The following is a 16,469-nucleotide window of genomic DNA, read 5'->3' as shown; positions in this document are numbered from 1 at the left end:
CGCCGCATGTCGTCGCTGAAGGCCTTCCAGGTGGCGGCGGAGCTGGCCGAGCGCCAGCGCGACGCTGCGCGCCAGACGCTCAAGGACGTGCAGGCCGCGCTCCAGGCAGCGCAGGCGCAGCTGGAGCAGCTCGCGGGCTATGCGGGCGAGACCCAGGGCCGCTGGGGCATGAGGGAGGGCGCCGAGGTGCAGCCCGAGGTGATGTACCACCACTATCAGTTCATGGGCCGGCTGGACCACGCGATCTCGCTGCAGACGGGCGCCGTGTCTGCCCAGGACGCCCGCGTGGAGCAGGCCCGCCAGGCGCTGCTGGCCGCCGAGCTGCGCCTGGCCAGCCTGCGCAAGGTGCTGGAGCGGCGCCGCGCCGAGCTGGCGCTGCTGCAGCAGCGCCGGGAACAGAAACAGACCGACGAGCGCGCCGCGCTGCGCGCCGCCCGCGCACAGGGCGCCATGCCGGATCAGGAGCATTGACCATGGAAAAGGCACGCATTTCTTCCCCCGCCCCGCAGGCCACGCACGAGGCGCGCGGCGCCCGCGCCGCCGCAGGCAAGGCAGGCGCCGCGCAGGCGCATGACCAGACCGACGCTCAGACCGCGGGCTTTGCGCTGCTGCTGGCGGCCCTGGATGGCGGCGAGGGTGCTGGCGTGCTCACGACGGCCCTGGACGGTGGCGGTGACGGCGCCGAGGGTCTGCAGGGGGATCCGGCGGACGCTGCGGCGCAGCCCCTGGCCGGACAGCCGGACGCCGCCGCGCTGGCGGCATGGGTGGCCGGGCTGCAACCCGGCGTTGCGTTGGCCAAGGCCGTGGAGGGTGTGGCGGATGGCATGAAGGGCAGAACGGTGGGCGGTGTGGCGGGCAGTGTGGTGGGCAACGCGATGGGCGGTGTGATGGGCGGCGAGGCCGATACCCTCATGGGCCGCGTCGGTCTGGGCCTGCTGCGCCACGGCCAGGACAGCCTGGTGGGCCAGACGGCACTGCTCGATGGGGCTGCCGAGACGGCCGCCCTCAACGGCGTGCCGCAGGGGCCGGCCGGCCGCGCGGGCGCGGCGCGTGCACTGCCCGCGCAGGACGCCGCCGGTGCGGGTGGCGGCCACCGGGCGTTGCGTGCCGGGGCGGCGCCCGTGCAGCCGGCCATGGAGCAGATGGCGGCGCAGGCCGTGCCTGCGGCCCAGGCCGCAAGCGCCGCGCCGGCCGAGCGGCGGGACGCCTCGCAGGCCCTGGCGCCTGCCCTGGCACGGCCCGAGTTCGACCCGGTGGTGCCCGCCATGTCGGCCGGCGCCATGGCCGGGGCGATGGCGGGCGCGGCACCGGCTGCGCCGCGCGAGGGCGAGTCCCGGATTGCGGGAGCGGGCGAAACGCAGGGGGCACAGCCGCATGCGCCCGAGGCGGCGGCGGACGCAGCGCAGGCCCCGGCCGATGCCGCGCAGTCCGGCATGGGCAGCGCCGAGGACCAGCTGGCCGAGCAGGTGGCCTACTGGGTGCACCACAAGACCCAGAACGCCGCGCTGACGCTCGACGGCGATGGCCGGCCCGTGGAGGTGCGGGTGGCGCTGACGGGCGACGAGGCCCATGTCACCTTCCGCAGCGACCAGGCCGAGGCGCGCCAGCTGCTGGACGCCGGCTCTGCCGAGCTGCGCGGGATGCTGCAGCGCGAGGGGCTGCACCTGGCCGGCGTGACGGTGGGCACGGCCGGGGGTGACGGCGCGCCGGCGCGCCAGGGTGCGCGCGAAGGCGGGCGCCAGGACGCGCGCCAGGCCACGGTGCAGGCCGCGGCCCCGGCGGACGGCGCCGCAGCCCGGGGACGCGGCGTGGGAACGCGTTCGGTGGACATCTTCGTGTGAGCCTCCCGGCGCACGCGCCGCCAAGCGTCCGATAGCCGGGGGTTTGGGCTTTTATTTCGCCGATCATCGGGTGGCCCGCATTGAATAATCGGCCACACAAGCAGGTGATGGCCCCAGGGTCTTTCGCCTGCGGCCCTCCCACCTGCCGCGCAAGAAAGCACCGACGTGTCCGATACCACTGCTGCCCCGGCCAAGAGCAAGAAACTGATCATCATCGTGGCGGTGCTGGCCCTGCTGCTGGTGGCCGGCGGCGCCGCCGCATGGCTGCTGCTGGCCAAGCGCCACGCGGGCGACGAGGAAGAGGCGCCCGCGCGCACGGCCCAGGTCGCCTCGCCCAAGACCCCGCCCACCTTCCTGCCCATGGAGAACATGGTGGTCAACCTGGCCGACCCCGGCGGCGACCGCTTCGCCCAGGTGGGCATCACGCTGGAGCTGGCGGACGCCAAGACGGCCGAGCTCGTCAAGACCTACATGCCCAGCATCCGCAGCAGCGTGCTGCTGCTGGTGTCGCAGCGCACTACCGACGAGCTGCTGACGCGCGAGGGCAAGGAGAAGCTGGCCCTCGACGTCCGCCGCGAGGTCTCGCGCCCGCTGGGCTTCACGGTCCCGAAGCCGCGCAAGCGCCCCGCCAGCCGCGACCCCGAGGACGAGTACGAGGACGACGAGGATGCGCCGCCCCGCCCCCGGGCGGACAACAACCCCGTGCGCCAGGTGCTGTTTTCCAGCTTCATCATTCAGTGAGCCATCATGAGTGAGTCCTTTCTGTCCCAGGAGGAGGTCGATGCCCTGCTGGAGGGCGTGACCGGCGAGAGCCAGAAGACCGTCAAGGAGGAGATCGAGGGCGGTGTCGTGCGCGACTACGACATCTCCAGCCAGGAGCGCATCGTGCGCGGCCGCATGCCGACGATGGAGATCGTCAACGAGCGGTTCGCGCGCAACTTCCGCATCGGCCTGTTCAACATGATCCGCCGCAGCCCCGAGATCTCCGTGGGCACGGTGGGGGTGCAGCGCTACAACGCCTTCCTGCGCGAGCTGGTGGTGCCGACCAACTTCAACATCGTCGCCATACGGCCGCTGCGCGGCAGCGGCCTGATCGTGTGCGAGCCGTCGCTGCTGTTCGGCATCATCGACACGCTCTACGGCGGCGTGGGCAAGCTCCAGACGCGCATCGAGGGGCGCGACTTCTCGGCCACCGAGCTGCGCGTGATCCAGCGCCTGGTGAACCTGATCTGCGAGGAATACAAGAAGGCCTGGCAGGGCATCTACCCGCTGGAGCTGTCCTACCAGCGCTCGGAGATGCAGCCGCAGTTCGCCAACATCGCCACGCCCAGCGAGATCGTCGTGTCCACGGCCTTCCAGCTGGAGATCGGCGACCTGTCCGGCGCCATCCACATCTGCATGCCCTATGCGACGCTGGAGCCGATCCGCGACGTGCTGTACTCGTCCGTGCAGGGCGACGCCATCGAGGTGGACCGCCGCTGGGTCAAGGTGCTCACGCGCGAGATCCAGGCCGCCGAGGTGACGCTGGTGGCCGAGCTGGCCCGCGCCGACGCCACCGTGGAGCAGCTGCTGGCCATGAAGCCGGGCGACTTCATCGAGCTCGACCGCGAGCCGCGCATACGCGCCTCCATCGAGGGCGTGCCGGTCTTCGAGTGCCAGTACGGCACGCACAACGCCAAATACGCGATACGCATCGAGCAGTGCCTGCGCGGCGCCGATGCACATTGGATGGGAGAAAAGAATGTCAACTGAATCCGACCACGACGCCGGCCAGCCTGGCGACGGCGCGGCGGCGGACGATCCGTTCGCCGGCTGGGCCGAGGCGCTGGAGGAGCAAAAGAGCGCCGACGCGCGCACCATCGACGCCGAGCAGGGCGGCCCGCTCTCGGGCGAGCCCGCGCGCGCCTTCGCGGGCGGCGGCGACGCGCCGGTGCAGGACATCAACATGGTGCTGGACATCCCGGTGCAGCTGTCGGTGGAGCTGGGCCGCACCAAGGTGCCGATCAAGTACATCCTGCAGCTGGCCCAGGGTTCGGTGGTGGAGCTCGACGCGCTCGCGGGCGAGCCCATGGACGTGCTGGTCAACGGCTACCTCATCGCCCAGGGCGAGGTGGTGGTGGTCAACGACAAGTTCGGCATCCGCCTGACCGACGTGGTCACGCCGTCGGAGCGGCTGCGCCGTGTCAGCCGTGGGTAACGCGGGCATCATGACCCAGACGCTGCTGCTGGTCGTGCTGTTCGTGGCCGCCCTGGCGGCCCTGCCGTGGCTGATCCGCCGCCTGCAGCAGCAGCGCGCGGGCTTGCAGGCGGGCGCGGGCGCCGGTTCGCGCGTGCTCTCGGCCGTGGCCGTGGGGCCGCAGCAGCGCGTGGTCACGGTGGAGGTGGGGCCGCCGCAGCAGCGCACGCTGCTGGTGCTGGGCGTGACGGCGCAGGCGGTGAGCTGCCTGCACGTGCTGCCGGCCGCTGCGGGCGACGCGGCCTCGTTCGCATCCGAGATGTCGGCCGCGCGCGCGCAGGCGGTCCGGGGCGCAGAGGGCGGCCATGCGTAAGTGCATACGCCTGACGGCGGGCCTGGCCTGCCTGCTGCTCGCGGGCGCGGCCCTTGGGCAGCAGCAGGGCGGCGCCGGCACGCTGCCGCTCGTGGTCGGCTCGGGCGCGGGCGGGACCAGCTATTCGGTGCCGATACAGACGCTGCTGTTCTTCACCGCGCTGTCGTTCCTGCCGGCGGTGCTGCTCATGATGACGGGCTTCACGCGCATCGTCATCGTGCTGTCGCTGCTGCGCCAGGCCATAGGCACGCAGCAGGCGCCGCCCAACCAGGTGGTGGTGGGCCTGTCGCTGTTTCTCACGCTGTTCGTCATGGGGCCGACGCTGGACAAGGTGTACCAGGAGGCCTACGTGCCCTACACCACCAACGCGCTGTCGTTCGAGCAGGCGCTCGCCAAGGCCGAGGCCCCCATGCGCGGCTTCATGCTCAAGCAGACGCGCCAGTCCGACTTCGCGCTGTTCGCGCGCCTGGCCAAGCTGGACGAGGGCGTGACGGCCGAGACCGCGCCGCTGCGCGTGCTGGTGCCGGCCTTCGTGACCAGCGAGCTCAAGACGGCGTTCCAGATCGGCTTCATGGTCTTCATCCCGTTCCTGATCATCGACATGGTGGTGTCCAGCGTGCTCATGTCGCTCGGGATGATGATGCTCTCGCCGGTGCTGGTGGCGCTGCCGTTCAAGCTCATGCTGTTCGTGCTGGCCGATGGCTGGAACCTGCTCATCGGCTCGCTGGCCGCGAGCTTTGCCACGTGAAGGATTTTTCATGACCGCCCAGTTCGTCCTCACCATGGGCCGCGACGCGCTCACCCTGTTGCTCATGATCGCCCTGCCGGTGCTCGGCGTGGTGATGGCCGTGGGCCTGCTGGTGAGCATTTTCCAGGCCGTGACGCAGATCCACGAGGCCACGCTGGCCTTCGTGCCCAAGCTCATCGCGGCCATGGTAGTGTTCGCCATCGCCGGGCCGTGGATGATCTCCACGCTGGTGGACTTCCTGCGGCGCACGATCGAGTCCATCCCCTCCGTGGTCGGATGATCACCTTCTCCGAGGCGCAGATCATGGCCTGGCTCTCGCCGGTGCTGTGGCCGTTCCTGCGCGTGCTGGCCCTTTTCACCTCCGCGCCGGTGTTCTCCATGCGCGCCATTCCCGTGCGCGTGCGCATCGGCCTGGCCTTCCTCGTGGCCCTGTGCGCGCAGGCGGCGCTGCCCGGGCAGCCGGTGATAGACCTGGGCGGCCGCGAGGCGGCCGGCGCGGTGCTGCAGCAGGTGGGCGTGGGCCTGGCCATAGGCTTTGCCGTGCGCCTGGTGTTCGTGGCCGTGGAGCTGGCGGGCGAGGTCATCGGCCTGCAGATGGGCCTGAACTTCGCCTCGTTCTTCGATCCCGCGAGCAACGCCCAGGTGAGCGCCGTGGCGCGCTTCTTCGGCAACATCGCCATGCTGTTGTTCGTGGTCGTCAACGGCCACCTGATGGTGCTCATGGCCGTGGTCAAGAGCTTCGAGAGCTTCCCCGTGGACGGCCACTTCCTGCAGGCCGTGGCGCAGATGCGCCTGCACGAGCTGGGCGCGGCGGTGTTCGCCAGCGGCCTGTGGATCGCGCTGCCCATGATTGCGCTGCTGCTGTTCGTCAACCTCACGCTGGGCGTCATCTCGCGCGTGGCGCCGCAGATGAACATCTACGCCGTGGGCTTCCCGGTCACGCTCACCGTGGGCATGCTGGGCATCACGGCCACGCTGCCCATGCTGGAGCAGCCCATGCTCACGCTGCTGCAGCAGGCGATCGATATCTTTCAAAAGTGATAGCTGCTACCGCTTGCTGTTACTGGTTTTCGACGTGAAAGAATATTGAAAATAGCTTCCATCAAGCGGTAGCAGCTATGGTTTTCATACCAACCGGTTGCGTATCGCGTACACCGTCAGCTCCGCGTTGTTGGCGAGGCGCAGCTTCTCCAGCACGCGCGCGCGGTACACGCTCACGGTCTTGGGGCTGAGCATCAGCTCCTCGGCGATGTCCGACAGGCGCTTGCCCGAGGCGATCTTCACCAGCGTCTGCAGCTCGCGCTCCGACAGCGACTCGTGCGGCAGCTCGGGCGTGGGCTGGGCCAGGCTGTCGGCCAGCAGCTGCGCGACCTCGGGCGTGAGGTACTTGCGGCCCTGCATCACGGTGTGCACGGCGGCGATGAGCTGCACCGGGTCGCCCGCCTTGTTGGCGTAGCCGTGCGCGCCGGCCTTCAGGCAGCGCAGCGCGTACTGGTCCTCGGGGTACATGGAGACGATCAGCACCTTGATCGCGGGGTGCGACTCCTTGAGGCTGGCCAGCACCTCCAGGCCGCTGCGCCCGGGCAGGTTCAGGTCCAGCAGCAGCACGTCGCACGCGGCCGTGCGCAGCACCTCGCGCAGCTCGGGGTAGCTGCCCGCCTCGCCGGTCACGCAGATGTCGGGCGACTCGGTCAGCGTGTCGCGTATGCCGCGCCGCAGTACGGCGTGGTCGTCGCAAAGCACCACTTGGATCACGGCTCTCCTCCTGCATCACAGCCATCCGATGTTAGCGGCACGCTCATGATCACCGAGGTGCCCTGGCCGGGCCGGCTGCTGATGTCCAGCCAGCCGCCGGCGCGGCGCGCGCGCTCCTGCAGGCCCCTGAGGCCGAAGGACCGGGGCTTTTGCAGCATCTCGGGCGCGATGCCGCGGCCGTCGTCGCTCACCTCCAGCGTCAGCACGCCCTCGTGGTCGGACAGGTCGATGTGCACGCGCCGGGCCTGGGCGTGCTTGTGCACGTTGGTCAGCGCCTCCTGCGCCGTGCGGTAGGCCACGAGCTGCAGCGCGGGCGGCATGTCCATGGCCTCGCGGCTGGCGCTCACGCGCACGGGCACGCGCGTGCGGCGCTCGAACGACTCGGCCAGCCAGCGCACGGCGGCCACCAGGCCCTGGTCCAGCACGGGCGGGCGCAGGTTCATCATGAGGCGCTGGCTCGCGTCTATGGCGTGCTGCAGCATCTCGGTGGCGCTGGCGGCATGCGTGCGCTGGCCGTCGTCCTGGCTGTGGCGCGCGAGCCACGCCAGGTCGAACCGGACCGCGGCCAGCGCGCCGCCGATGTCGTCGTGTATCTCGCGCGCGATGGCGGCGCGCTCCTCCTCGATCGAGGTCTGCAGGTGCTCGGCAAGGTCCGCCAGGCGCTGCTGCGAATCGGCCAGCTCGGCCACGGCCTGCTCGCGCGCGCGGCGCGCCTCGGCCACCTCGATGGCGCGCAGCAGCACGTGCGGCAGGCGCGCCATGTCGTCCTTGAGCAGATAGTCGGCAAAGCCCAGGCGCATGGCATCGACCGCCGCCGCCTCGCCGATCGCGCCCGACAGCAGCACGAAGGGCGGGTGGTCCGGGCGCTGCTCCGCGATGCGCCAGGCATCGAGGGCGGTGAACCCGGGCAGGCGGTAGTCCGCCAGGATCAGGTCGAAGCTCTCCTGCTGCAGCCACCGTGCGAACTCGTCGAGCGTGTCCACGTGGCGCATCTCGTGCGGCAGGCCGGCGCGGCGCAGGGTCAGCCGCGCCAGCGCATGGTCCGCGGCCGAATCCTCAAGATGAAGTACGCGCACGGGTCTTTTCGGAGTGTCAGGTTCGGTAGGAATAGGTATCATAGGATACACATTGGAACAAGTTGGGCTTGGTGCACCCCGCAAAGGGGCCGAGGCCGGCGGTGATGGAGAAACGATGCAATCTACGCTCAATATGCCGGAAGGGCCTGCGGTGCAGGTCCCCGTCATGGTGGCCGCCGAGTTGCAGGATTGCCTGCTGATGGTCATGCACGACCTGCATCGCCTCGAAGGCTTGCTCGACCACGCCACGGAGAACCTGCTCGCGCGTTTCGGCGAGGCCAATGCGTCGCTCACGGACGCGGTGATCGGCGGCTCCCCCGAACTGGCCACGCTGCGCGGCGCGCTGCGCAGCGCGGTGACCGAGCTGCAGTTCCATGACATGGCGACGCAGCTGCTCAGCCACAGCGGCAGGGTGCTGCAGTCCTGCGCCTTCCGCCTCGCGGCCGAGGTCATGGGCTCCGAGGAGGGCGAGGAATCCGCGCCGCTCGAAGGCATGGCTCCCGAACGCCCCAATCCCGTGACGCAAAGCGAAATGGCCGCAGGCTCGGTGGAGCTGTTCTGAAGGCCCCGCCGCCGTTTCATCCATTCATTCATTCAAGTCAGAAGTCGTTGGAGCTTTCCATGCAGTCCATTCTCGCGGTCGATGATTCCCCGTCCATGCGGAAAATGGTGTCCTTCACCCTGACGGGTGCGGGCTATCACGTGGTGGAGGCGGTGGATGGCCAGGACGCCCTGGAGAAGGCCGAGACCCACGACATCGACCTGGTGCTGGCCGACCAGAACATGCCGCGCCTGGACGGCATCGGCCTGACGCGCAAGCTGCGCGCGCATCCGCGCTTCAAGAGCACCCCCATCCTGATCCTCACGACGGAGTCCAGCGACCAGATGAAGCAGGCGGGCCGCGCCGCGGGGGCCACGGGCTGGCTGGTCAAGCCGTTCGACCCCACGCGCCTCGTCGAGGTCATCCAGAAGGTCATCCGCTGACGAGCGGCGGCCACACATCACCCATTCACGCAGCAAGAACACAGGAATCCGGAACCATGGCGGACACCCATCAAGAAGGCGCGGGCACGGGCGCGGACTTCGATCTCAGCCAGTTCTATCAAATCTTCTTCGAGGAGGCCGGCGAGAACCTTGACCAGATGGAGCAGATGCTGCTGGACCTGGACCTGGATGCCGCCAACGACGAGGAGCTCAACGGTATCTTCCGCTGCGCCCACTCCATCAAGGGCGGCGCGGCCACCTTCGGTTTTGCCGACGTGGCCGAGCTGACGCACCAGATGGAATCGCTGCTCGACCGGCTGCGCCGCCACGAGCTACAGGTCATTGCACCGATGGTGGACGTGCTGCTGGAGTCGGCCGACGCCTCGCGCAGCCTGCTGGCGCGCCACCAGGCCGGCGGCCAGGGCGAGGCCATGTCCACCCAGGATCTTGTGCGCCGCATCAGCACGCTGGCCGCGGGCGGCGTGCCGGCCCCGGTCGCAGCGCCCGCGCCGGCCGCGCCCACCCCGCTGCCCGCCCCGCAGGAGGCACAGGCTCAACAGGGCCAGGCCGACGCCGACGGCACGCGCGCGCTGGAAATCCACATCGGCCCGCTCGCCCAGCCGGCCCTGGCCGAGGCCATCAAGGACCTGTTCCGCGACATCCCCGGCCTGGGCAGCATCGACGACCTGCCCGACGGGCGCCCGGGCATGCGCCGCTTCGCCGTGCGGACCGCGTCCACCGACGAGGACCTGCTGGACCTGTTCGCCTTCCACGTCGCCAAGGAGCAGGTGGCCATCCACGCCGCCGGCGCCCCTGCCGCCGCCGCGCCGCAGGCGGCGCCCCAGGCTCCGCCGGAGCCCTACGGCTTTTTTGCCGGCGCCCCGGGCGTGCCCGTCGACGAGGTGGCCGCCGCCGCGCTGGCCGCGCCGGCCCCGCGGCCGGCGGCCCCCCGCGCGGGCGCCGAGCCCAAAGCGGCGAGCCAGGCGTCCATGGAATCGTCCACCATTCGCGTGGCCGTGAACAAGGTCGACCAGCTCATCAACCTGGTGGGCGAGCTGGTCATCACCCAGGCCATGCTGGCGCAGAACAGCCGCGGCCTGGACGCGGGCCTGCACCAGCAGCTGCTGGCCGGCCTGGCCGACCTGGACCGCAACACGCGCGACCTGCAGGAATCCGTGATGTCGATCCGCATGATCCCCATGTCGATCGTCTTCAACCGCTTCCCGCGCATGCTGCGCGACCTGGCGGGCAAGCTGGGCAAGAAGGTGGACTTCGTCACCCACGGCGAGGCGACCGAGCTCGACAAGAGCCTGGTGGAGAAGATCACCGACCCCCTGACCCACCTGGTGCGCAACAGCCTGGACCACGGCATAGAGCTGCCCGACGACCGCATCGCCGCCGGCAAGGCCGAGCACGGCACCCTGAGCCTGTCGGCATCGCACCAGGGCGGCTCCATCGTCATCGAGGTGCGCGACGATGGCAAGGGCCTGTCGCGCGAGAAGATCCTCAAGAAAGCGCGCGAGCGCGGGCTGGACGTTTCCGACGCCATGCCCGACGGCGAGGTCTGGAACCTAATCTTCGCGCCGGGCTTCTCCACGGCCGACGTGGTGACCGACGTGTCGGGCCGCGGCGTGGGCATGGACGTGGTCAAGCGCAACATCACCTCGCTGGGCGGCTCGGTGGAGATCGACTCGGCCGAGGGCTACGGCATGCGCGTGTCCGTGCGGCTGCCTCTCACGCTGGCCATCATGGACGGCATGTCGGTGGGCGTGGCTGACGAGGTCTACATCCTGCCGCTGTCGTCGGTGGTGGAGTCGTTCCAGGTGAACGCGGACGACGTGAACACCGTCGCACAGGGCTCGCAGCTCGTCAAGGTGCGCGACGAATACATGCCGGTGGTGTCGCTGGAGCGGATCTTCGACGTGCCGCGGCCGAACGCCGGCGAGGGCAGCAGCATCATGGTCGTGGTGGAGGCCGACGGCAGCCGCGTGGCGGTGCTGGTCGACGAGCTGCTGGGCCAGCACCAGGTGGTGGTGAAGAACCTGGAGACCAATTACCGCAAGGTGCCCAACGTGTCGGGCGCCACCATCCTGGGCGACGGCACCGTGGCGCTGATCCTGGACACGGCCGCCCTGGTGCGCCGTGCACGCCATTGACAGTAACAAACGCCAAGCAACGAGGAGCGAGCGCATGAACGTGGTGGACAAGGGCATAGAGGCCGTGGCGGCCGGCGCGAGGGAGTACCTGACCTTCCGCCTGGGACAGGAGGAGTACGGCATAGACATCCTCAAGGTCCAGGAAATCCGGGGCTACGAGGCTCCCACGCGCATCGCCAACGCGCCGCCCTTCATCAAGGGCGTGATCAACCTGCGCGGCACCATCGTCCCCATCGTGGACATGCGCCTGCGCTTTGCCTGCACGCAGGCCGAGTACAGCAGCCTGACGGTGGTCATCATCCTGAACCTGCGCGAGCGCGTGGTCGGCATCGTCGTGGACTCGGTCAGCGACGTCATGGAACTGGCGCCCGAGCAGGTGCGCGTGGCGCCGGATATCGACAGCGCCATCGACGCCCAGTGCATACGCGGCCTGGGCTCGGTGGGCGAGCGCATGCTCATCCTGCTGGACATCGAGCGCCTGATGTCGGGCACGGACATGGGGCTGGCGGCGGCCTGATGCCGATGCGCGGGAACACTCTTGCAGCGGCCCAGGCCGAGCGCCACGCGCATGCGCCCCTGGGCCTGGTCCGGCCAGTGGAGGACCGCGCCGCGGGCCAGGAAGGCGAGGGGCGCGAGTTCGCCTGGACCACCGCCGATTTCTCGCGCGTGAAGTCCCTGATCTACCAGCGCGCCGGCATCAGCCTGCACGACGGCAAGCACGCCATGGTCTACAGCCGGCTGTCGCGCCGTCTGCGCGACACCGGCCATTCGAGCTTCCACGATTACCTGGGCTGGCTCGAAAGCAGCGACGGGCCCGAATGGCAGGAATTCGTCAACGCGCTCACCACCAACCTCACGGCCTTCTTTCGCGAGCAGCACCATTTCGAGATCCTGGCCACGCTGCTGCGCAGCCGTCCGGCAGGGCCCTGGAATGTCTGGTGCAGTGCGGCCTCGACGGGGGAGGAGCCCTATTCCATCGTCATGACCGCGCTTGAATCGCTCGGAGCGCAGGCCTCGTTCAAGCTGGTGGCGAGCGACATCGATTCGCGCGTGCTGGCCACGGCGGCGCGCGGCGTGTACCGGCTCGACAGCCTCAAGGGCCTGAGCCAGGAGCGGCTGCAGCGCTTTTTCCTGCGCGGCAAGGGCGCCAATGCCGGGCTTGCGCGCGTGCGCCCGGAGCTGCGCCGCGCCATTGAGTTCCTGAGCGTCAACCTGATCCGCGACGACTGGCCGTTCCGCGAGCCCTTCGACGCCGTGTTCTGCCGCAACGTGATGATCTACTTCGACGCGCCCACGCAGCGGCGCGTGCTCGAGCGCATCCACCGCGTGCTCAAGCCGGGCGGCATGCTGTTCGTGGGCCACGCGGAAAACTTCGGCGATTCGCGCGATCTCTTCACTCTGCGCGGCAAGACGGTCTACGAGCGCCTGTGAGCGGATGGCCCCATTCATGAGCGTTCCAACAAGACCTGATGCGCGGCCCGCGGGGGCGCCAGGCGGCCTGCCCGAGCGCAGGCACGTGCCGCGCATCGCGCCCCTGGGCGTGGACGTGCGCGCCCCGGACGCGGCGCCCGAGGTGTCGCTGCAGGAGCTCAAGGCGCGCGCGCGCAAGCCCGGCGAGGCCTCGTTCTTCTTCTTCGACCACCACTTCCAGCACAACGCCGTCAAGGTGCTGCCGGGCGAGTTCTTCGTCGCCCGCGAGCGCATCGCCATCATGACGGTGCTGGGCTCGTGCATCGCCGCCTGCCTCTGGGACAGCCGCGCGGGCGTGGGCGGCATGAACCATTTCATGCTGCCCGAAGGCGGCAGCGCCGACACCTCGGGGCGCTACGGTTCCTATGCCATGGAACTGCTGATCAACGAGATGATGAAGCTGGGCGCGCGACGCGAGACCCTGCAGGCCAAGATCTTCGGCGGCGGGCAGGTCATGCACAACTTCACCACCATGAACGTGGGGGAGCGCAACACGCGGTTCGTGCAGAACTACCTGGCCACTGAGCGCATTCCCGTGGTGTCGGAGGACGTGCTCGACATCTATCCGCGCAAGGTGGTGTTCTTTCCCGCGACGGGCAAGGCGATGGTCAAGCGCCTTGCCCACGCACACCCCGAGTCGCTGGCCCAGGAAGTGCGGGGCAATGCGGCCACGGTGGCGCGGACCACGAGCGGCGGTTCGGTCGATCTTTTCTGACGCCGGATGCCTGGATGCAATCAGAACGACACAAGGATGCGAGGGTATGAGCGGCAAGATCAGGGTGATCGTGGTGGACGATTCGGCGCTGGTGCGCAGCCTGCTGTCGGAGATCATCAACCGCCAGGGTGACATGGAGTGCATAGGCACGGCCAATGATCCGCTGATCGCGCGCGAGATGATCCGCGAGAGGAACCCCGACGTGATCACCCTCGACGTGGAAATGCCGCGCATGGATGGCATCGACTTCCTCGGGCGACTCATGCGCCTGCGGCCCATGCCGGTGGTCATGATCTCCACGCTGACCGAGCGCGGGGCCGAGGTGACGATGAGGGCGCTGGAGCTCGGCGCCGTCGATTTCGTGGCCAAGCCGCGCGTGGGGTTGGCCGGCGGGCTCAACGACCTGGCCGCGCAGATCGTGGACAAGATCCGCGTCGCGGCATCGGCCCATGTGCGGCGCATGCCGGTGCGCAGCGCCAGCGCCATAGCGCACCCTGGCGGCGATGCGCCGGCAGCGCCGCCGCCATCCGCCGCGTCGGCGCCGCTCGGGCGCCTGTCCACCGAGAAGCTCATCTGCATCGGAGCCTCCACCGGCGGCACCGAGGCCATCCGCGAGGTGCTGGTGCACATGCCGGCCGACTCGCCGGCCATCGTCATCACCCAGCACATGCCGCCGGGCTTCACCACCAGCTTCGCGGCGCGGCTCAACAGCCTGTGCCAGATCACGGTAAAGGAGGCGGTGAACGGCGAGCGCATCCTGCCGGGCCACGCCTACATCGCGCCGGGGGGCCGGCAGTTCCACCTCGCGCGCAGCGGCGCCAACTACGTGGCCGTGGTGGACGACGGCCCGCCCGTGAACCGGCACAAGCCCTCGGTGGAGGTGCTGTTCAAGTCGGCCGCCGCCGTGGTGGGGCGCAATGCCTACGGCATCATGCTCACCGGCATGGGCGCCGATGGCGCCGCCGCCATGCGCGAGATGCGGGATGCGGGCAGCTACAACTACGTGCAGGACGAGGCCAGCTGCATCGTCTTCGGCATGCCGCGCGAGGCCATCGCCCACGGCGCGGCCGACGAGGTGCTGCCGCTCACGCAGATCGCGCCGGCACTGATCGCGCGCCTGCGCGGCTCCACCGACCGGCTGCACCACCGCATCTGAGCTTCAGGCCGACAGCTCGGACCAGCGCTCCAGCGCCTGCATCAGCAGGTCCTCGATTTCGCCATCGCGCTGGTGCAGCGCCGCGGCGCGCGCGCCGTCGCGCGCGTACAGGCTGCCGTCGGCCAGTTCGTCGCGGATGGCCTTCTGCTCGGCCTCCAGTGCGTCGATCTGGCCGGGCAGCTGTTCCAGCTCGCGCTGCTCTTTGTAGCTGAGCTTTCTTTTTTGTAGCTGCTCGCGCTTGACTGGTGTGCCCTTGGGCTCATTTTTGCTTGAATTCTTGGCGGCTGCCGGCGCGGCACTCGCCAGCTCGCGGCTGCGGCGCGACTGCGTCAGCCAGTCCTGCACGCCGCCCTCGTACTCGCGCCACAGGCCATCGCCCTCATGGGCGATGGTGCTGGTGACCACGTTGTCCAGGAAGGTCCGGTCGTGGCTCACCAGGAACACCGTGCCGTCATACCCCTGCAGCAGCTCCTCCAGCAGGTCCAGCGTGTCGATGTCCAGGTCGTTGGTCGGCTCGTCCAGCACCAGCACGTTCGCCGGGCGCGCGAACAGCCGGGCCAGCAGCAGCCGGTTGCGCTCGCCGCCCGAGAGCGAGCGCACGGGGGAATGCGCGCGCGCCGGGGAAAACAGGAAGTCGCCCAGGTAGCTCTTGACATGCTTGCGCTGCGCGCCGATCTCTATCCACTCGCTGCCCGGGCTGATGAAATCCTCCAGCGTCGCATCCAGGTCGATGGCGTGACGCATCTGGTCGAAGTAGGCCACCTGCAGATTGCTGCCGCGGCGCACGCTGCCGCTGTCGGGCTCCAGCTCGCCCAGGATCAGCTTCAGCAGCGTGGTCTTGCCCGCGCCGTTGGGGCCGATCAGGCCCACCTTGTCGCCGCGCAGGATGGTGGCGCTGAAGTCGCGCACTATCGTCCTGTCGCCGAACGCCTTGTTCACGCGCGTGAGCTCGGCCACGATCTTGCCCTGGTAGCTGCCCTGGCTGCCCGAGGCAATGTCCATCTTCACGCTGCCCAGCGCCTCGCGCCGCGCCGCGCGGTCGGCGCGCAGGGCCTGCAGCCGGCCGATGCGGCTCTGGCTGCGCGTGCGCCGGGCCTCCACGCCCTTGCGGATCCAGACCTCCTCCTGCGCGAGCAGCTTGTCGGCGCGGGCGTTGACGACGGCCTCCTGCGCCAGCTGCTCCTCCTTCTGCACGAGATAGCGCGCGAAGTTGCCCGGGTAGGAGCGCAATTGCCCCCGGTCCAGCTCCACGATGCGGGTGGCGATCCGGTCCAGGAAGGCGCGGTCGTGGGTGATGGTGACGATGCCGCCCTTGAACGCCTGCAGCAGTTCCTCCAGCCATTCGATGGAATCGAGGTCCAGATGGTTCGTAGGCTCGTCGAGCAGCAGCACGTCTGGCCGCGCCACCAGGGCCTGGGCCAGTGCCACGCGCTTCTTGGTGCCTCCCGAGAGCGTGCCGATCACCGCCTGCGGAGCGAGATGCAGGCGTTGAAGGGTTTCCTCCACGCGCTGTTCCCAGTTCCAGGCGCCCTGGGCTTCTATGCGGGACTGCAGCGCATCCAAGTCCAGCCCGGGCGCGCCGGACAGATACTGCTCGCGCAGCGCGATGGCCTCCGACAGTCCCTGCGACACAGCCTGGAAGATCGTGTCTTCGGGGGCGAGGTCCGGCTCCTGCGCCACATAGGTGATGCGCAAACTCTGCTGGACGCTGAGCGTGCCATCGTCGGGCCTGGCCAGGCCGCCCAGAATCTTCAGCAGGGAAGATTTGCCGGCACCGTTGCGCCCGATCAGCCCCACACGCTCGGCCGGCTCCAGTGCGAAATCGGCATGGTCGAGCAGGGCCACATGCCCGAACGCCAGCTGGGCGTCCATCAAAGTAATCAGTGCCATGGCTGGAATTATCGGCCGGGGCGGCAAGAGCCCCTTGGACCTTCGGGAGAGGCATCCCACGAAAAAGTGATCCGGAAGACTTTTTAGGGGTAAACCCGCGCTATACTCCATGCTTCGCTGCAATGCACG

At 69.4% G+C, this 16,469-nt stretch carries 19 protein-coding genes; 16 read left to right on the top strand and 3 right to left on the bottom strand.

Translation table 11 applies throughout. The features are described 5' to 3' along the window. Positions 1-6: 6 nt before the first annotated feature. The 9 genes from fliJ to fliR all read left to right on the top strand — a co-directional run bounded on the left by fliJ (position 7) and on the right by fliR (position 6,179). Positions 7-471, top strand: a complete 465-nt coding sequence (gene fliJ, locus ALIDE2_RS20835; protein WP_013520631.1) for a flagellar export protein FliJ — start codon at positions 7-9, stop codon at positions 469-471. Between the two features lie 2 nt (positions 472-473). Then, positions 474-1,841 (top strand): flagellar hook-length control protein FliK, encoded by a 1,368-nt coding sequence (fliK, locus tag ALIDE2_RS20830; protein WP_013723062.1) that lies wholly within the window; start codon positions 474-476, stop codon positions 1,839-1,841. A 165-nt stretch (positions 1,842-2,006) separates the two neighbouring features. Beyond that, positions 2,007-2,582, top strand: a complete 576-nt coding sequence (locus ALIDE2_RS20825) for a flagellar basal body-associated FliL family protein (RefSeq protein WP_013723061.1) — start codon at positions 2,007-2,009, stop codon at positions 2,580-2,582. 6 nt (positions 2,583-2,588) lie between these two features. Continuing rightward, entirely contained in the window at positions 2,589-3,593 is a 1,005-nt protein-coding gene (gene fliM, locus ALIDE2_RS20820) for a flagellar motor switch protein FliM (RefSeq protein WP_013723060.1), read from the top strand. Then, entirely contained in the window at positions 3,583-4,038 is a 456-nt protein-coding gene (gene fliN / locus ALIDE2_RS20815; RefSeq protein ID WP_013723059.1) for a flagellar motor switch protein FliN, read from the top strand. The genes fliM and fliN overlap by 11 nt, the downstream gene beginning before the upstream one ends. A 10-nt stretch (positions 4,039-4,048) precedes the next feature. Then, complete coding sequence (locus tag ALIDE2_RS20810; protein WP_041701138.1) at positions 4,049-4,390, top strand: FliO/MopB family protein; 342 nt, start codon at positions 4,049-4,051, stop codon at positions 4,388-4,390. Further along, positions 4,383-5,138 (top strand): flagellar type III secretion system pore protein FliP, encoded by a 756-nt coding sequence (gene fliP / locus ALIDE2_RS20805; protein ID WP_013723057.1) that lies wholly within the window; start codon positions 4,383-4,385, stop codon positions 5,136-5,138. Before ALIDE2_RS20810 ends, fliP begins: the two co-directional genes overlap by 8 nt. A gap of 10 nt (positions 5,139-5,148) precedes the next feature. After that, a complete protein-coding gene (gene fliQ / locus ALIDE2_RS20800; protein ID WP_013723056.1) occupies positions 5,149-5,418 on the top strand; it encodes a flagellar biosynthesis protein FliQ in 270 nt (89 codons plus the stop codon). Then, entirely contained in the window at positions 5,415-6,179 is a 765-nt protein-coding gene (fliR, locus tag ALIDE2_RS20795; RefSeq protein WP_013723055.1) for a flagellar biosynthetic protein FliR, read from the top strand. The genes fliQ and fliR overlap by 4 nt, the downstream gene beginning before the upstream one ends. Before the next feature lie 84 nt (positions 6,180-6,263). Here fliR and ALIDE2_RS20790 read toward each other — a convergent pair whose 3' ends face one another. Next, complete coding sequence (locus ALIDE2_RS20790) at positions 6,264-6,893, bottom strand: response regulator (RefSeq protein ID WP_013723054.1); 630 nt, start codon at positions 6,891-6,893, stop codon at positions 6,264-6,266. Then, positions 6,890-8,011 carry a hybrid sensor histidine kinase/response regulator gene (locus tag ALIDE2_RS20785; protein WP_013520621.1) on the bottom strand — a complete coding sequence of 374 codons (1,122 nt, stop codon included), beginning with the start codon at positions 8,009-8,011 and terminating at the stop codon, positions 6,890-6,892. Before ALIDE2_RS20785 ends, ALIDE2_RS20790 begins: the two co-directional genes overlap by 4 nt. Before the next feature lie 73 nt (positions 8,012-8,084). On the opposite strand from ALIDE2_RS20785, the gene ALIDE2_RS20780 reads away from it, so the two are divergent. From ALIDE2_RS20780 to ALIDE2_RS20750, 7 genes are read left to right on the top strand one after another with little or no spacing between them, the layout of a single operon-like run. Next, the gene (locus tag ALIDE2_RS20780) at positions 8,085-8,531 is read left to right on the top strand and encodes a hypothetical protein (RefSeq protein WP_013520620.1); all 447 of its coding nucleotides are present in this window, start codon (positions 8,085-8,087) and stop codon (positions 8,529-8,531) included. Positions 8,532-8,590: 59 nt separating this feature from the next. After that, a complete protein-coding gene (locus ALIDE2_RS20775) occupies positions 8,591-8,953 on the top strand; it encodes a response regulator (protein WP_013520619.1) in 363 nt (120 codons plus the stop codon). 56 nt (positions 8,954-9,009) lie between these two features. After that, on the top strand, positions 9,010-11,109 hold the full coding sequence (locus tag ALIDE2_RS20770; protein ID WP_013723053.1) for a chemotaxis protein CheW: 2,100 nt from the start codon (positions 9,010-9,012) through the stop codon (positions 11,107-11,109). A gap of 34 nt (positions 11,110-11,143) precedes the next feature. Next, positions 11,144-11,626: a chemotaxis protein CheW gene (locus tag ALIDE2_RS20765; protein WP_013520617.1), complete on the top strand. Its 483-nt coding sequence runs from the start codon at positions 11,144-11,146 to the stop codon at positions 11,624-11,626. Further along, positions 11,626-12,540, top strand: a complete 915-nt coding sequence (locus tag ALIDE2_RS20760; RefSeq protein WP_013723052.1) for a CheR family methyltransferase — start codon at positions 11,626-11,628, stop codon at positions 12,538-12,540. The genes ALIDE2_RS20765 and ALIDE2_RS20760 overlap by 1 nt, the downstream gene beginning before the upstream one ends. Positions 12,541-12,556: 16 nt before the next feature. Further along, a complete protein-coding gene (gene cheD / locus ALIDE2_RS20755) occupies positions 12,557-13,294 on the top strand; it encodes a chemoreceptor glutamine deamidase CheD (protein ID WP_013520615.1) in 738 nt (245 codons plus the stop codon). A 46-nt stretch (positions 13,295-13,340) separates the two neighbouring features. Continuing rightward, complete coding sequence (locus tag ALIDE2_RS20750; protein ID WP_013520614.1) at positions 13,341-14,450, top strand: protein-glutamate methylesterase/protein-glutamine glutaminase; 1,110 nt, start codon at positions 13,341-13,343, stop codon at positions 14,448-14,450. A gap of 3 nt (positions 14,451-14,453) precedes the next feature. On the opposite strand, the gene ALIDE2_RS20745 is transcribed toward ALIDE2_RS20750, so the two are convergent. After that, positions 14,454-16,340, bottom strand: a complete 1,887-nt coding sequence (locus tag ALIDE2_RS20745; protein ID WP_013723051.1) for an ATP-binding cassette domain-containing protein — start codon at positions 16,338-16,340, stop codon at positions 14,454-14,456. Between the last annotated feature and the right edge of the window lie 129 nt (positions 16,341-16,469).

Origin of the sequence: Alicycliphilus denitrificans K601, assembly GCF_000204645.1 — a bacterium.
GTDB lineage: Bacteria > Pseudomonadota > Gammaproteobacteria > Burkholderiales > Burkholderiaceae_C > Alicycliphilus > Alicycliphilus denitrificans.
The sequence above is the reverse complement of the archived record's forward strand: the minus strand, read 5'-3'. Positions and strand labels throughout refer to the sequence as shown.

What these genes read in the sequence shown, in the direction of transcription:
- ALIDE2_RS20750 (WP_013520614.1), top strand. Translation starts at nt 13,341, where the DNA reads ATGAGCGGCAAGATCAGGGTGATCGTGGTGGACGATTCGGCGCTGGTG.
- fliQ (WP_013723056.1), top strand. Translation starts at nt 5,149, where the DNA reads ATGACCGCCCAGTTCGTCCTCACCATGGGCCGCGACGCGCTCACCCTG.
- ALIDE2_RS20780 (WP_013520620.1), top strand. Translation starts at nt 8,085, where the DNA reads ATGCAATCTACGCTCAATATGCCGGAAGGGCCTGCGGTGCAGGTCCCC.
- fliR (WP_013723055.1), top strand. Translation starts at nt 5,415, where the DNA reads ATGATCACCTTCTCCGAGGCGCAGATCATGGCCTGGCTCTCGCCGGTG.
- ALIDE2_RS20770 (WP_013723053.1), top strand. Translation starts at nt 9,010, where the DNA reads ATGGCGGACACCCATCAAGAAGGCGCGGGCACGGGCGCGGACTTCGAT.
- fliM (WP_013723060.1), top strand. Translation starts at nt 2,589, where the DNA reads ATGAGTGAGTCCTTTCTGTCCCAGGAGGAGGTCGATGCCCTGCTGGAG.
- fliJ (WP_013520631.1), top strand. Translation starts at nt 7, where the DNA reads ATGTCGTCGCTGAAGGCCTTCCAGGTGGCGGCGGAGCTGGCCGAGCGC.
- fliP (WP_013723057.1), top strand. Translation starts at nt 4,383, where the DNA reads ATGCGTAAGTGCATACGCCTGACGGCGGGCCTGGCCTGCCTGCTGCTC.
- ALIDE2_RS20810 (WP_041701138.1), top strand. Translation starts at nt 4,049, where the DNA reads ATGACCCAGACGCTGCTGCTGGTCGTGCTGTTCGTGGCCGCCCTGGCG.
- ALIDE2_RS20775 (WP_013520619.1), top strand. Translation starts at nt 8,591, where the DNA reads ATGCAGTCCATTCTCGCGGTCGATGATTCCCCGTCCATGCGGAAAATG.
- ALIDE2_RS20760 (WP_013723052.1), top strand. Translation starts at nt 11,626, where the DNA reads ATGCCGATGCGCGGGAACACTCTTGCAGCGGCCCAGGCCGAGCGCCAC.
- fliN (WP_013723059.1), top strand. Translation starts at nt 3,583, where the DNA reads ATGTCAACTGAATCCGACCACGACGCCGGCCAGCCTGGCGACGGCGCG.
- ALIDE2_RS20745 (WP_013723051.1), bottom strand. Translation starts at nt 16,340, where the DNA reads ATGGCACTGATTACTTTGATGGACGCCCAGCTGGCGTTCGGGCATGTG.
- ALIDE2_RS20765 (WP_013520617.1), top strand. Translation starts at nt 11,144, where the DNA reads ATGAACGTGGTGGACAAGGGCATAGAGGCCGTGGCGGCCGGCGCGAGG.
- ALIDE2_RS20785 (WP_013520621.1), bottom strand. Translation starts at nt 8,011, where the DNA reads ATGATACCTATTCCTACCGAACCTGACACTCCGAAAAGACCCGTGCGC.
- cheD (WP_013520615.1), top strand. Translation starts at nt 12,557, where the DNA reads ATGAGCGTTCCAACAAGACCTGATGCGCGGCCCGCGGGGGCGCCAGGC.
- fliK (WP_013723062.1), top strand. Translation starts at nt 474, where the DNA reads ATGGAAAAGGCACGCATTTCTTCCCCCGCCCCGCAGGCCACGCACGAG.